12 protein-coding genes are annotated in these 14,390 nt (G+C 64.4%); 3 read left to right on the top strand and 9 right to left on the bottom strand.

The genetic code is table 11. From position 1 onward, the window contains the following. Positions 1-86: 86 nt before the first annotated feature. On the top strand, positions 87-956 hold the full coding sequence (locus BRA471DRAFT_RS02735; protein WP_035973493.1) for a hypothetical protein: 870 nt from the start codon (positions 87-89) through the stop codon (positions 954-956). Between the two features lie 235 nt (positions 957-1,191). Continuing rightward, positions 1,192-2,775 (top strand): sensor domain-containing diguanylate cyclase, encoded by a 1,584-nt coding sequence (locus BRA471DRAFT_RS02730; RefSeq protein WP_007604508.1) that lies wholly within the window; start codon positions 1,192-1,194, stop codon positions 2,773-2,775. Between the two features lie 13 nt (positions 2,776-2,788). Here BRA471DRAFT_RS02730 and BRA471DRAFT_RS02725 read toward each other — a convergent pair whose 3' ends face one another. The 3 genes from BRA471DRAFT_RS02725 to BRA471DRAFT_RS02715 all read right to left on the bottom strand — a co-directional run bounded on the left by BRA471DRAFT_RS02725 (position 2,789) and on the right by BRA471DRAFT_RS02715 (position 5,131). After that, complete coding sequence (locus tag BRA471DRAFT_RS02725) at positions 2,789-3,349, bottom strand: carboxymuconolactone decarboxylase family protein (RefSeq protein ID WP_007604507.1); 561 nt, start codon at positions 3,347-3,349, stop codon at positions 2,789-2,791. A gap of 111 nt (positions 3,350-3,460) precedes the next feature. Beyond that, entirely contained in the window at positions 3,461-4,621 is a 1,161-nt protein-coding gene (locus tag BRA471DRAFT_RS02720; RefSeq protein ID WP_007604506.1) for a PLP-dependent cysteine synthase family protein, read from the bottom strand. Between the two features lie 45 nt (positions 4,622-4,666). Beyond that, complete coding sequence (locus tag BRA471DRAFT_RS02715) at positions 4,667-5,131, bottom strand: Lrp/AsnC family transcriptional regulator (protein WP_007604505.1); 465 nt, start codon at positions 5,129-5,131, stop codon at positions 4,667-4,669. Between the two features lie 163 nt (positions 5,132-5,294). Here BRA471DRAFT_RS02715 and BRA471DRAFT_RS02710 point away from each other — a divergent pair, with 163 nt between their 5' ends. Further along, positions 5,295-6,308, top strand: coding sequence for a 1-aminocyclopropane-1-carboxylate deaminase (locus BRA471DRAFT_RS02710; RefSeq protein WP_007604504.1), 1,014 nt, complete (start codon positions 5,295-5,297; stop codon positions 6,306-6,308). Between the two features lie 212 nt (positions 6,309-6,520). On the opposite strand, the gene recQ is transcribed toward BRA471DRAFT_RS02710, so the two are convergent. The 6 genes from recQ to BRA471DRAFT_RS39265 all read right to left on the bottom strand — a co-directional run bounded on the left by recQ (position 6,521) and on the right by BRA471DRAFT_RS39265 (position 14,340). Further along, entirely contained in the window at positions 6,521-8,386 is a 1,866-nt protein-coding gene (gene recQ, locus BRA471DRAFT_RS02705; RefSeq protein ID WP_007604503.1) for a DNA helicase RecQ, read from the bottom strand. Positions 8,387-8,690: 304 nt separating this feature from the next. Further along, the gene (locus BRA471DRAFT_RS02700) at positions 8,691-9,434 is read right to left on the bottom strand and encodes a polysaccharide deacetylase family protein (RefSeq protein WP_088930904.1); all 744 of its coding nucleotides are present in this window, start codon (positions 9,432-9,434) and stop codon (positions 8,691-8,693) included. 104 nt (positions 9,435-9,538) lie between these two features. Next, complete coding sequence (locus BRA471DRAFT_RS02695) at positions 9,539-10,540, bottom strand: homoserine O-succinyltransferase (protein ID WP_007604501.1); 1,002 nt, start codon at positions 10,538-10,540, stop codon at positions 9,539-9,541. A gap of 12 nt (positions 10,541-10,552) precedes the next feature. Further along, the gene (locus tag BRA471DRAFT_RS02690) at positions 10,553-11,854 is read right to left on the bottom strand and encodes an O-acetylhomoserine aminocarboxypropyltransferase/cysteine synthase family protein (RefSeq protein ID WP_007604499.1); all 1,302 of its coding nucleotides are present in this window, start codon (positions 11,852-11,854) and stop codon (positions 10,553-10,555) included. Positions 11,855-12,216: 362 nt separating this feature from the next. Then, a complete protein-coding gene (locus BRA471DRAFT_RS02685; RefSeq protein WP_007604497.1) occupies positions 12,217-13,791 on the bottom strand; it encodes an amidase family protein in 1,575 nt (524 codons plus the stop codon). 324 nt (positions 13,792-14,115) lie between these two features. After that, entirely contained in the window at positions 14,116-14,340 is a 225-nt protein-coding gene (locus tag BRA471DRAFT_RS39265) for a hypothetical protein (RefSeq protein WP_231171019.1), read from the bottom strand. Positions 14,341-14,390 lie beyond the last annotated feature (50 nt).

The raw sequence follows: 14,390 nt of genomic DNA, 5'->3' as shown, positions 1-14,390 counted from the left end.
CATTCCATCTAGCAGGCAGTTTCGCCATCACGGCAGAGGCGTCGGATTGTCACGTGTCCCATCGCAGCCAATCGTCCCGCTCGGCATTGCGCACTTTCGCGATGGGACTGCTCTGCCTGATGATGCCAGCTGGCGCATTGGCCGCCGATAGTGACCAAGACGCTGTCGCGAAGCCGGCGGTTCCGAATATCTATCTCGACCTGCGCACAACGTACGCCACGATCCCCGCGGGCACGCTCGGGCTCGGCTTCGGCAACACATCATTGTCGGCAGCGTTCGAAGCGCTGGCCGCGCGCAGGGGCGATGCGCTGCCGAACGGATTGCCGGCCGCGAAATCGATCGCCGTCGATCTCCCGATGACCGTCGACGTCAGCGATCGCGTCTCGCTTTATAGCGGCGTGTCCGGCTCGACCACGGACCTAGGCGGTGGCTGGTCGGCGTTCGACATCACCAGCTGGAACATCGGTGTGCAAGCCGATCTCTACCAGCAAAACGGCGGAAAGATCCCGACAATCACGCTGCAATCCACCCTGACGCAGTCGGTGCCGAACGACCCCGGCATGACAACGTCATTCAACAACATCCTGGAGTTCGACTACGCGCTCGACGAGGACGAGACACGCGGATGGCTTGCCGGTGTGCAATATACCATCACCGACATTGCCGGCGCGGTCGTCCGCATCCGGCCGAACACGATCCTCTATGCCGGCGGCTACTACCAATGGCCGAGCAACTGGAAATTCACCGGCCGTCTCGGCGTGCAATCGTTCGGCGGCGCGCAACTCGCAGGCAGGGTGCTGGCTGAGCCCTTCACGCAGCCGATCCTGCGCCTCGATCTCGATCGCATGGACGACAATGACAACCGCCTGTTCGGCATCACCGCACAGATCGCGTGGATGCCGAAACCGTCCTACCAGATGACGTTGCGGACGCCGCTCTACGCGGTGCGCAACTGACTGCGGACCGTGGTGGATTTTCCGTAAAGCGGAGCAACCGCATTTTCACGGATATCAGAGCAAGGGCCGCTCCCGCTCATCGTTGATGATGAAGGGCTTTTCGCGTTCAACGCTGACGTGACGACGGCCGGATGCGTGAACCAATTATTAGCCCTCTCGCACAATCGCGCACCACCTTACCTTTCGGCAAGTAAGCTTCGGGCAAACTGGGCCGATGTCGCTTGGGAGGTTTGGAATGCCCCGCTTGGTATCGGAACGAACGTTCCTCGCCGGCCAGATCTTCTTCAACTTCGGTCAGTCGACCATCGATTGCGTCGTGCGGCGGATCTCCGAAGACGGCGCGACGCTGGAGATGCAGAGCAGCATCGGCGTGCCCGATCGGTTCCAGCTCCGGCTCGCAGGCCAGGAGATCCTCTCCTGCCGTGTGCTCTGGCGGTCGGACCGTCAGATCGGGGTTGCGCTCGGAGCGGAAGACCATGTTGAGCCGAAGGCCGTGGACGAGCAGGAGCGGCCGACCGATTCGCTGATGCGCGGACAGATGCTGGCGCTTCGCGCGGCTCTCGATTTCGTCCCGCTCGGCGTCGTGCTGCTCGATGCCAATCTCCGCGCGCAGCTGATCAATCGGGCGTTCCGGAAGATGTGGCTCTTGCCGGATGAAGTCGCCAACAGCAACCCGTCATTTGTGACGCTGATGCATCATGGCCGCGATACGCTCGCCTACGAGATTCCGCCGGCCGAGCTTGAGGCCTATGTCGCCGAGCGCGTCCGTCAAATACAGGCAGGTGATGCGTCTCCGCGCGACCTGCGCCGTACCAGCGGCGACGTCGTTCGGATGCAATGCACGCCTCTGCCCAACGGCGGGCGGATGCTGACCTATACGCCGGTCACCGACATCGTGCGCTATTCCGACGAGCTGAAATTGCTGCGCGACGCCCTCGAGAACGTCGAGGACGGCGTGCTGCTGCTCGACCGCGATCTCAACGCCAGCTTCATGAACCGGCGCATGCGGCGTTTCTGGGAGGTGAGCGAGCAGGAAGCCGCCGCCCGCCCGACCTATGCATCCCTGGTGAGCCGGGTGCATCGCGCGAGCGCGCCGGATCTGCCGGCGAACGAACTGGCGAAATTTCCCGTCAAGCGCGTCGCCGAGGTCAAGGCGGGCGATCATGTGCGCGATCTCCAGACGCCGGATGCGCGCCGGATCAGGGCCCACTGCACCACGATGTCGAACGGCGGCCGCATGCTGACCTATGTCGACATCACCGATCTCACCAACAAGGCCAACATGCTGGAGCGTCTGGCCACCACCGACCCGCTCACGGGGCTCTATAACCGCCGCCATTTGCTGGGCGCGCTCGATGCAGAGTGGAGCCGCTTCCAGCGCTACTATCGCTCCGTTTCGGTCCTGATGCTCGACATCGACCATTTCAAGTCGGTCAATGACCGCTATGGTCACGCGGTCGGAGACGAGGCGATCAAGGCCGTGGCGGCCGCATGCCTCGATGGCAAGCGCAAATCGGACGTCGTCGGCCGCTTCGGTGGCGAGGAGTTCGCGATTCTGCTGCCCGAGACCAGCCTGTCGCGCGCAAGGATCGTCGCTGAGAGAATCCGCAAGCGCGTGATGAGCTCGCGCATCGTTGCCCATCAGGTTCAGTTCGGTGTCACCATGAGCATCGGCATTGCGGAAGCCAGTGTCAGCATGTCCGGCATCGACGCCTTGATGAGCGCGGCCGATCACGCGCTCTACCAGGCGAAGGCCGAAGGTCGCAACCGCTGCGTGGCCTGGTCGCCGCCGCCGCCCATGAACAAGGCGGCGGAGTGATCGCTCCGTAGATCTAGTCCGGCACCGGCACATCGAACGTGTTCAGCGTAGCCGACACCATGCAGTAAATGCCGACGAGATAGGACAGTTCGGCCGCGCCGTGCTCGCCGAATTCCTTGACCGCGGCCCGATAAGTCAGTTCCGGCAGCACGCCGCCGCTGACCAATGCGGACGCCACGTCATAGGCCACGGCTTCCTGCTTGGTGAGATCGACCGGCCGCTGTCCGGCGACGATGGTCGCGAGCTTCTCGTCGGAGAGGCCGCGCTGTTCGGCGACCAGCACATGCGCATAGAGCTCGTAGCCGGAGCGGAAATGCGAGCCGGTGACGAGGATCGCGACCTCGCGCACCGGTGCCGGCAGCAGCGGGTTCGACGCGATCGCCTTGACCAGGTCCCACACAGGCTTGCCGAAGCGCGGCTCGCGGATCCATGGATTCCACGGCCCGAGCAGCGCGCCATCGTCGCGCATGTTCACAAAGCCCTTGAAGTGGTCCTTGATGCCGGCTCGCATGTCGTCATAGAGCGGCTTCTGTTCGGCACTCAGGTCTTTCGGATCGAGAATGGGAAGGCGCACGGCAGGTCTCCTCGTTGAGAAGCCGCGAAACTCGCCCGCGCGACCGCGCAAGGCAAGTGAAGTTGCCGTGACGGCCGTGCAATCTTGCAAATGGCAGGGAAGCGCCAGCTATCAGGCGCCAGGATTTCGCAAGTTCTGCGGATTCGTTACGTCTTCGAACTCAAGCGCCAGCGGTTGCGCCGTATCGAGGAACGACGACAAGGCCGCCTCGAACGGCGCTGGATCGAGACCGCGCGCTTTCAGCCAGGCGGGCTCATAATAGGTCTGCCGGTAGCGCTCGCCGGAATCGCAGATCAGCGTCACCAGCGACCCCGTCTGATTCGTCCTTCGCATCTCCGAGGCGAGCCGGCACAGCGCCAGGAAATTGGTGCCCGTAGAGCCACCCACCGCGCGGCGCAGCCGGCGCGACAACACGTTCATCGCCGCGATCGTCGCCGCATCCGGGATCTTCATCATGCGGTCGACCACGCCCGGCACGAAGGAGGGTTCGCAGCGCGGCCGGCCGACACCTTCGATCAGCGAAGGGCGATCGCAAACATGGGAGCGGTCCTGCGAGCTGAAGCAGTCGAAGAAAGCGGAATGCTCGACATCGGCGACGCACAGCCGTGTCGGATATTGGCGATAGCGCAAATAGCGTCCGATGGTGGCCGAGGTGCCACCGGTGCCCGCCCCCATCACGATCCAGTCCGGCAGCGGGCGCGGCTCGCCCTGCAATTGCGTGAAGATGGATTCGGCGATGTTGTTGTTGCCGCGCCAGTCGGTGGCGCGCTCGGCGAAGGTAAACTGGTCCATGTAGTGGCCGCCCAGCCGTGCGGCCAGCGCGCCGGCCTCCGCATACAGCGCGCGGCCGTCATCGATCAGATGGCAGTTGCCGCCGTAATGCTCGATCGCGGCGATCTTCTCCGCCGAGGTCGTTCGCGGCATCACGGCGTAGAAGGGCACGCCGATCATCTGCGCGAAATAGGCTTCGGACACCGCGGTCGATCCCGACGAGGCCTCGACGACGGGCGTACCTTCGCGGATGTGGCCGTTGCAGAGCGCGTAAAGGAACAGCGAGCGCGCGAGCCGATGCTTCAGGCTGCCGGTCGGATGCGTCGACTCGTCTTTCAGATAGATGTCGATGCCTGAGAGCGCCGGCACGATCAGCCGGATCAGATGCGTGTCAGCCGTGCGGCACTGGTCAGCCTCGATCGCGGCCACGGCTTCGTCGACCCAGCCGCGCCGATAGGCCGGTCCGGCCGGATCGAGGTGGCGGAAGGGGACTGTCTGCATCACCTGAATCTCTCATGATGCGGATCGCGCATCAATAGCTTCCGCTCAAAACTCCAGCGGCGCGTTGTCGATGACTTCCTTCATCACGAAGAAGGTGCGGGTCTGGCGCACGCCGGGCAGCGCGATCAGCTGCTCGCCATGGATACGGTTGAAGTCCTCCATGTCGCCAACGCGGATCTTGAGGAAATAGTCGAAGTCGCCGGCGACGAGGTGACAGTCGAGCACGAATTTCAGCCTGGTGATCGCCTGCTCGAAGATCGCAAAGCTCTCCGGCGTCGAACGGTCGAGCACGACGCCGACCATCACCAGCGTGCCCTTGGCCACCTTCTTGGGCGCGACCATGGCGCGGACGGCGGCGATGAAACCGTGCTCGAACAGGCGCTGGGTGCGCCGATGGCAGGTGGCGGGACTGATGGCGACGGTTTCGGCGAGCTCCGCGTTGCTGAGCCGGCCGTTATTTTGCAGCAATCGCAACATCTTAAGGTCGATGCGATCAAGACGGGCGGACATGAAAGAAGCTTCCGTAATTCGCGTATTATACGAAAGAAAGAATACCCTATGGCGCAATTTCTGCAAGATCGTGCGCAACAGGGCCGCAATATTTGAAAGCACCTTTTTGCAGCGCGATGCTAGCGTTTTCGCAGACACCAACACCAATCGGGATGACCTGACGATGCTCGAAAAATTCGCGCGCTATCCGCTGACCTTTGGTCCAACACCCATCGAGAAGCTGGAGCGGCTGTCGAAGCATCTCGGCGGCAATGTCGAGGTCTATGCCAAGCGCGAGGACTGCAATTCCGGGCTCGCCTATGGCGGCAACAAGCTGCGCAAGCTCGAATACATCATCCCTGACGCGATCGCCTCGAACGCCGACACGCTGGTCTCGATCGGCGGCGTGCAGTCCAACCACACCCGCATGATCGCGGCGGTCGCGGCCAAGATCGGCATGAAGTGCCGCCTGGTGCAGGAAGCCTGGGTGCCGCACGAGGACGCCGTCTATGACCGCGTCGGCAACATCATGCTGTCGCGCATCATGGGCGCCGACGTGCGCCTGGTCGACGACGGCTTCGACATCGGCATCCGCAAGAGCTGGGAGGACGCGATCGAGGAGGTGAAGGCGGCGGGCGGCAAGCCCTATGCGATTCCCGCCGGCGCCTCCGTGCACAAATTCGGCGGCCTCGGCTATGTCGGCTTCGCCGAAGAGGTGCGCGAGCAGGAAGCCGAGCTCGGCTTCAAGTTCGACTACATCGTGGTCTGCACCGTCACCGGCTCGACCCATGCCGGCATGCTGGTCGGCTTCGCCGCCGATGGCCGCGCGCGAAAGGTGATCGGCATCGACGCCTCCTTCACCCCGGCGCAGACCAAGGCGCAGGTGCTCTCGATCGCACAGAACACGGCCAAGCTCGTCGAGCTCGGCAAGGATCTCGTCGCCGACGACGTCGTGCTGATCGAGGATTATGCTTATCCCGCCTACGGCGTGCCGTCGGAAGAGACCAAGGAGGCGATCCGCCTCACCGCGCGTCTCGAAGCCATGATCACCGACCCCGTCTACGAGGGCAAGTCGATGCAGGGCCTGATCGACCTTACGCAGAAGGGCTATTTCGAGAAGGGCGCCAAGATCCTCTACGCGCATCTCGGCGGCGCGCCGGCGCTGAACGGCTATGGATATGCGTTCCGGAACGGGTGAGGTAGGCCGCACCTCGCGCCTCATTTACCGCTGTCGTCCCGGCGAAGGCCGGGACCCATAGCCCCAGGGAGCAGTTTGGCGACGAGCGTCGTCGCGCGTGCCCCAAGACAAATCACGCGGTATGGATCCCGGATCTGCGCTCCGCTTCGCTGCGCTTGTCCGGGATGACGATGTGGGGGAGTTGGCGCGCTAACAACCGCCACCGCGCGCCCCTACCGCGCCCTGACAATCTGCAGCAGCTCGTCGCCGTAATGCTCGAGCTTCTTGTCGCCGATGCCGGGCACATTGCGCAGCTCGTCCAGCGTGGTCGGCCATGCGCGAACGATGCCGTCGATGGTGGCGTCGTGCAGCACGACGTAGGCCGGCACGCCGCGTTCGCGGGCAATCTCCGAGCGCCAGGCTCGTAGCCGCGCGCGCAATTCAGGATCGACATCGCCCTGCGGCGCACCGGCCGCCGGCGCCAGATCGCCGCGGCGGGACTTGGCGCGGCTCGAACGGATCCGGGCGCCGGGCGCCTCCTCGCGCAGCCACACCTCCGTTTCGCCCCGCAGCACGCCGCGCGACGATTCCGTCAGCTTCAGCGCGCCGAAAGCTTCGCTGTCACTCAGCAAATGTCCCATCGCCACGAGCTGCCGCAGCACCGTGCGCCACTGCTTCTCGTTGAGCTCGCGTCCGATGCCGAACACCGTGAGCTTGTCGTGGCCGAACTGCGTCACCTTCTCGGTGAGCCGTCCGATCAGCACGTCGATGAGGTGCATGGCGCCGAAGCGCTGCCCGGTGCGATATACGCAGGACAGAAGCTTTTGCGCCAGCACCTTGCCGTCGCGCATTTTCGGTGGCGTCAGGCAATTGTCGCAATTGCCGCAGCCCTCGCCCATCACGATCTCGCCGAAATAAGCGAGCAGCCGCCGGCGCCGGCAGTGCGGCGTTTCGGCAAGGCCAACGAGCGCATCGAGCTTGCCGATCGAGACCCGCTTGAATTCCTCGGAGCCGCTCGACTCGTCGATCATGCGGCGCTGCTGCACGATGTCCGAGAGACCGTAGGCCATCCAGGCCGCCGACGGCTTGCCGTCACGGCCGGCGCGTCCCGTCTCCTGGTAATAGGCCTCGATGCTCTTGGGTAGATCGAGATGCGCGACGAAGCGCACGTCCGGCTTGTCGATGCCCATGCCGAAGGCAATGGTCGCGACGATGACGATGCCGTCCTCGTTGAGGAAGCGGTCCTGGTTGCGCGAGCGCACGCTGCTGTCGAGCCCGGCGTGATAGGGCAACGCCGCAATGCCAGCGTCGTCGAGCGCGGCGGCGACCTCCTCCACCCGTTTGCGGGACAGGCAATAGACGACGCCTGCATCGCCCGCGTGACGCTCCCGGATCAAGTCCTTGAGCTGCGACACCGCGTTGCGCTTGTCGACGATCTCGTAACGAATGTTGGGACGATCGAAGCTGGAGACGAAGTGCGGACTGTCTGCAAGCGCAAGCCGCTCGACGATCTCCTTGCGGGTCAATTCGTCGGCAGTCGCGGTCAGCGCGATGCGCGGCACGTCGGGAAAGCGCTCGGCGATGATCGACAGGCCGACATATTCGGGACGAAAATCATGGCCCCATTGCGAGACGCAATGCGCCTCGTCGATCGCGAACAGCGCCACCTTGGCCCGCGCCAACAGCGCCAGGCAGCGTGGCGTCACCAGCCGTTCCGGCGCGACATAGAGCAGGTCGAGATCACCCGCGATCAGGCGCCGCTCGATGTCGGAGGCTTCCTGCGGGGTCAGCGACGAGTTCAGCGCGGCGGCGTTGACGCCGGCTTCGAGCATGGCGGCGACCTGGTCGCGCATCAGCGCAATCAAGGGCGACACCACGACACCGCAGCCTTCGCGCAGCAGTGCCGGCAATTGATAGCATAGCGACTTGCCGCCGCCGGTCGGCATCAGCACCAGGCAATTGCCGCCGTCCGTGACGTGCCGGATGATCTCGCCCTGCGCGCCGCGGAACCCGGGCAGGCCGAACACCGAACGCAGCACCGACAGCGCATCGCGGCCATGGGCCGGCGCAGGCAGCGGAGCGGTGGAAGGAGAGGACATGGGCACGTCGGGGAGGCCGTGAGATTCGTCACAAGGCCAGTCGCATGACCGCGCGGGCGTGGCAAGACTGTTTGCGGAGCGAGACGCGAGTCTTCCCCTCTCCCCTTGTGGGAGAGGGTGGCTCGTCGCGTAGCGGCGAGACGGGTGAGGGGTACCTCTCCGCGCGCCTGCTGCAGTTGAATTCGCGGAAACAACCCCTCATCCGGCGCCATAGCCGATGCGAAGCATCGGCGTTCGTGTTAAGAACGGCCGCCGAAGGCCGCCTATGCCACCTTCTCCCACAAGGGGAGAAGGGAAGAAGTCGCTACGCCCCTATCCTTCGCAGCGCTTCCGCGACTGTCACGATCGGCATGTTGCGCTTCCCGGCCGCCCGCAGCGCATGGCGCATCAGCTCCGGCGTGCAGCCATACGGGCTCGGCACGTTGGCGACGTCATGACCGTAGAAGATCAGCCATCCGCCGCTCCCGACCGCCTCATCGAAATAGCGATCGACGCCCGCAATGTCGATCTCGCAATCCACCAGGGGCGAGGCGCGCAGGAACTGGAGGTCGATGACGTCGCGATTGACGCCGGGAAGGATGCCGCGCGCCGAGCGGAAGGTCTTGGCGAGCTGCGGCTTGCGCCATACCGACGCGATGCCATAGGGGTAAGCGAAATTTTCCAGCGTGATCGAGGAATCGATGCCGCGAAAATGGCTGCGGTTTCGCGCGATCTCGCGGGCCATGGCGGCCTCGTCGAGATTGACCGCACTCAGGTGCGAGAAGGTGTGGCAGGCAATCTCGTGGCCGGCCCGGTGGAGCCGCACGATGGCGTCGTTGGACAGGCCATGCCAATGGTCCGAGGGACGATCGACCAGGCTGCCGGCGAGATAGAACGTGCCACGGCCGCCATGCTGCTCCAGAAGCCCGGCGCCCTCGCCTGCGGCGCTATCGGGGGCATCGTCGAAGGTGAAGCTCACCATGGGCGCATGCGCGGGCAGCCGGTGCGGCGCGGCGCGAAAATGCCGGGCCAGCCGATTGCTCACGCGTCCCTGGAGTGCCGACCACACGACTCGCATTTCCTGTCTGTCTCGCCCCTCACTGAAGCATTCGTGCGCCGCTCGAGGCAAGCTTCACACTTCGTTAGTCCTAACGTCGATCCCGTCGTTCTGACCTAACGGGCAAGCACCGACGCGTCGGTCTCCGCGCCGAGATATTGCAGCCAGTTCCGGAACAATGCCGCCGCGGCGCTGCCGGCAGCGATATCGGCACGCAAATTCAGCGCCGGCAGTTCGTTGCTGAGCGCGGGGTGGCGCTGGTGCCTTGCCTGTTTCTCGAAGCGGACCAGCTTCTCTTCCGTCGAAGCGTCAAAATAGCTCACGGGCAAATGCGGGTAATAGTCGCGCTCACGCGCGAGATAACGGCCGATGTCGCGCAGATATTCACGCTGAAGCGACAGCGCGTCATATTCCGGATGGCCCTGGAAGAACACGAAGCGGCTGGCATATTGCCGGACGAAGATATCGACCCCGGCCTTTGCCGAACGCGTCAGCACCTGATAGCCGGCCTGCGCGAGATCGCTCTCGGCGATCTCGTTGAGACGCGAATGCGAGACCTTGAGGGGCGCAGGCGCCGCCCGCGTCAGCGGATCGCTGGTCACGGCTTCGCAGTCGAAAATGCCGTGACATTTGGTGGCGAGCGGCCGCCGTTCGATCCGGTCGAGATGCAGCACCGCGGCATGCGCGGCGAGGCACGACCAGATCGTCGAGCGCGTGTTGAACTTGGCCCAGTCGATCAGCTCGGTGAGATCGCGCCAGTACGGTTCCTGGTCGAGCTCGGGCGCGATCGGCTCGGCGCCGGTCACGATCAAGCCGTCGAACTTGTGCCGCCTGAGTTCGGTGAGTTCGGAATATTCGCTCTCGACATGCCATTTCGCTTCCGGCGAACGTTTCACCGAGGGCAGCGAGAAGCAGTGAAAGCGGATGCGGCGCGGACCTGCAGCGGCTTGCAGCAGCTTCATGAACTGCCGCTCGGTCGCCTTCAGCGCCGGATCCGGCATGTTGTTGATCAAGCCGATGGTGAGCTCGGCGTCGCCGTGCTCGCGCGTCAGATCGCCCTCTGCCGGCACCAGTGCCGGGCTCGATATGGCTTGATCCCTGTCGATCAGGATCGTCATCGGCGCGGCCGCCTACTCCGCGGCCTGGAGGCGCGCGGACGGGCAGGCCTTTTCCAAAGCCTGGTCGAGGTCCTCGATAATGTCCTGGCAATGCTCGATGCCGATCGACAAGCGGATCGTTTCCGGCAAAACGCCGGCGGCCCGTTGCTGCTCCGCCGACATCTGCCGGTGCGTGGTCGAGGCCGGATGGCAGGCCAGCGACTTGGCATCGCCGATATTGACGAGGCGCGTGATCAGCTTCAGCGCATCATAGAAGGACTTGCCGGCTTCCATGCCGCCCTTGATGCCGAAGGTGAACAGCGACGACGCGTTGCCGTCGAGATATTTCTGCACCAGCGGATAATAGGGACTGTCCGGGAAGCCGGTGTAGTTGACCCAGGCCACGCGCGGATCCTTGCGCAGGAATTCGGCGACCTTGCGGGCATTCTCGCAGTGGCGCTCCATGCGCAGCGCGACGGTCTCGATGCCCTGGAGCAGCAGGAAGGCGTTGAACGGCGACAGCACTGAACCCATGGTGCGCTGATAGATGCTGCGCGCGCGCTCGATATAGGCCGTCTTGCCGAAGCGCTCGGCATAGACGAGGCCGTGATAGGAGGCGTCCGGCTTGTTGTAGCCGGGGAAGCGATCGGCGTGCTTGGCCCAGGGGAAATTTCCGGAGTCGACGATGGCGCCGCCGAGCGTGGTGCCGTGGCCACCCAGAAACTTCGTCAGCGAATGCACGGCGATGTCGGCGCCGTAGTCGAACGGCTTGAGCAGGATCGGGGTTGCTACGGTATTGTCGACGATCAGCGGCACGCCATGCGCATGCGCGATCTTCGCCAGTGCCTCGATGTCGCAGACATTGCCGGCGGGATTGCCGATGGTTTCGGCGAACACGGCACGGGTGTTCTCGTCGATCAGCTTTTCGATCGCCTCGGGCTTGTCGCTTTCGGCGAAGCGGCCGGTGATACCCTGCCGCGGCAGGATGTGCGAGAGCAGCGTATGCGTGGTGCCGTAGAGCTGCGGCACGGAAACGATGTTGCCGCCGTGGTCGGCGACATTGACGAAGGCGAAATGCAGCGCGGCCTGCCCGGTCGCAACCGCAAGCGCACCGACGCCGCCCTCGAGCTCGGCGATACGTTTCTCCAGCACCGCGCTGGTCGGATTGGCGATGCGGCTGTAGCGATAGCCTTCGGTCTCGAGATTGAAGAGCGCCGCGCCGTGATCGGCGCTGTCGAAGGCGTAGGCCGCGGTCTGGTAGATCGGCACGGCAACCGCGTGCGTGGTGGCTTCGGGCTCGTAGCCGGCGTGAATAGCGATCGTCTCGTTGCGCATCGTGCCACCTCCGCGTGGAGCGGGCCGCACTTATTGGCCTGTATGAGGCACGTGCGTTGTCCGCCGTCCCTCTGTTAGAGGCGGGTGGTAAAGCGGACAATAATTCGTCTAGAGATCGAGGAAGTAACCCTAACACTTGTTGGGGAATTGGCTAAAATTCGAGTCAAATTGGATTAATGAAACGATACTTGGCGAAAGCTCGTTTGCGGCCATCCTTCGAGACGCCCGCCTGCGGCGGGCCCTCAGGATGAGGTCGCAACTTACTGCGGATTCTAGACCCTCATGGTGAGGAGCCCGCCAAGGCGGGCGTCTCGAACCATGCAGGCCGATCTCGTCCGGAGGGAAACACCCTTCTCTCGCTGTCAGTCCATCTGCTCCCACAGCCGATGGGCGAGCACGCCGGCGCGCTTCTCGATCGCGGCCGCTGCATCGAGCGCGAGGTCCTCGCGATAGCGCCCGGCGATGAGCTGCACGCCGATCGGCTTGCCGTCGTGCACTGCCACCGGCACCACGGCGCCGGGCAGGCCCAGCACGTTGATCGCCGAGATGAAGCGGATCTCGCCCCAGAAGATCTCGCGCACGCGCTCGGGGCTGACTGTGTCCTCGCGCGGGCTAGGCGTCGGCTTCACCGTGGTCGGTGCCAGCACCACCGGATATTCCTCGAAGAACAATTGCCAGGCGCGGATATGACCGTTGCGCGCGGCGGTCGCCTGCATCCAGGCCTTGAGGTCGAGCACGTTGGCCTTGGCTTTCATGCCGCCCCACGCCTTGTGGAAGTCTTCCGACGTCACCTTCAGCATGCCGGCTTCCTGCATCACCACGGTCTCGTTGGTGATGATGTCGCACCAGGTCTGCCAGACGCCGTCGATGTCGGGCACATCGACCTCGCTGACACGGTAGCCGGAACGCTCCAGATGATCGGCGGCCTGACGCAACGCCGCCGCGACGTGCGGATCGACGTCCATGTCTTCAGGAATCCTGGCGAGCGCGACCTTGATCGGCCCCTTCGGCTTCGGACCCACCAGCGGCGCCGGCACCCACCAGGGATCGCGCGGATCGCGCTGGCTCATCACCTCCAGCGCGAGCCTGACGTCGGCGACGTGGCGGGCGAGCGGCCCCTGCGCCGACATCAGATGCGCCAGCATCGGCCGCTCGGCGGTTGCGCTCGCGTTGAACGCCGGAATACGCCCCTGCGTCGGCTTGATGGTCGCAACGCCGTTGCAATGCGCCGGCCAGCGCAGCGAGCCGCCGATGTCGTTGCCATGCGCGATGGTGCCGATGCCGGCGGCGACCGCCGAACCCGCACCGCCCGAGGAGCCACCGCAGGTGATGTCCGGATCCCAGGGATTGAGCGTCAGTCCGTGCAAGGGATTGTCGGTGAAGCCGCGGAAGGAGAATTCCGGCGTGTTGGTGAGGCCGATGACGACCGCGCCAGCCTTTTTCAGGTTGCGCACCACGGGCGAATCCGACGGAGCGATGAGATCCTTGTTGGCGGGAACGCCGTTGAAATTCGGACGGCCTTCGTAATCGACATTCTCTTTGATCGTGATCGGTACGCCATGCAGAAGGCCGAGCTCGCCGCCTTTGGCGCGCCGCTTGTCGGCCGCATGCGCCGCAGCCAGCGCCTCCTCCGAGAGATCGACGACGACGGCGTTCAGCCTCGGATTGACGGCCCGCATCCGCTCCAGATGCGCCTCGACGGTCTCGACCGCGGAGATGGCGCCGGAGCGGATTGCGGCTGCGGTCTCGACCGCCGACCATTGCCAGGCCGGACCCTTTGGGCGGCGTGGTGCCGATGATTTGCGCAGAGCGGCCTGCTTGACCGGCTTGGTTGCAGCCTTCGCAACCTTGCTTTTGCGCACGGCGCTTTTCTTGGTGGAGGTCTTCGCTGCCTTCTTCGCAGCACTTTTCTTCCTGGTCGCCGTCTTCTTCGCCACGTCGCATCTCCTCACATTGCGTCGGGGAAGTTATGGAGGTCACGCGACCGTGTACAGGCGCGTTTCTGCATGGCGAGCGATCGCGCCGAAGCCGCATAGCATCGCCATGTCGGCAGCGATCGCCGATGGAAGGGTGTCGCGGACGGGCAAGAGGGACCGGAGGTATGGGTTGGCCGGACGGGGCTGATGGCGGAGAGAGTGTCAGTCAATCGCCATTGACCTGTAAGTTGTTTTCCAGTCCAAAAGGTGGAAACCTACGGTGTTGCCTATTGACGCCTTGGACACGCACCGGCCGGCGATATGAATCTGCCGCGATGCAACGTGCTAATCGCAGACGAGAACGCGCCGGTAGCGCCTGTGGACGTAGTAGCAGCCAGTCTCCGAGGAATAGCCATAGCTTGCGCCACTATAGGCGTAGGCAGCCGTGGCTCCGGCGGCATAGGCGCCCGCGGCAACGGCGGCGCGATAGCCCTGTCGGGATCCGCCATAGCGGCCGTAGCCTTCGAAGCGGTTGTAGGTGACCGATGTGCCGCGTGCCGCACTCGCCACCGCCCGTCCGCCGTGACCACCACCGGCGCCGGCACGCTCAGCCGCGGCAA

It is taken from the genome of Bradyrhizobium sp. WSM471 (genome assembly GCF_000244915.1).
Classification (GTDB): Bacteria; Pseudomonadota; Alphaproteobacteria; order Rhizobiales; family Xanthobacteraceae; genus Bradyrhizobium.
This window is presented reverse-complemented; position numbering and strand designations above follow the sequence as displayed.

Bases quoted from the DNA above. Each gene is read 5' to 3' on its own strand.
- BRA471DRAFT_RS02730 (WP_007604508.1), top strand. From the start codon at position 1,192: ATGCCCCGCTTGGTATCGGAACGAACGTTCCTCGCCGGCCAGATCTTC.
- BRA471DRAFT_RS02720 (WP_007604506.1), bottom strand. From the start codon at position 4,621: ATGCAGACAGTCCCCTTCCGCCACCTCGATCCGGCCGGACCGGCCTAT.
- BRA471DRAFT_RS02715 (WP_007604505.1), bottom strand. From the start codon at position 5,131: ATGTCCGCCCGTCTTGATCGCATCGACCTTAAGATGTTGCGATTGCTG.
- BRA471DRAFT_RS02710 (WP_007604504.1), top strand. From the start codon at position 5,295: ATGCTCGAAAAATTCGCGCGCTATCCGCTGACCTTTGGTCCAACACCC.
- recQ (WP_007604503.1), bottom strand. From the start codon at position 8,386: ATGTCCTCTCCTTCCACCGCTCCGCTGCCTGCGCCGGCCCATGGCCGC.
- BRA471DRAFT_RS02695 (WP_007604501.1), bottom strand. From the start codon at position 10,540: ATGACGATCCTGATCGACAGGGATCAAGCCATATCGAGCCCGGCACTG.
- BRA471DRAFT_RS02690 (WP_007604499.1), bottom strand. From the start codon at position 11,854: ATGCGCAACGAGACGATCGCTATTCACGCCGGCTACGAGCCCGAAGCC.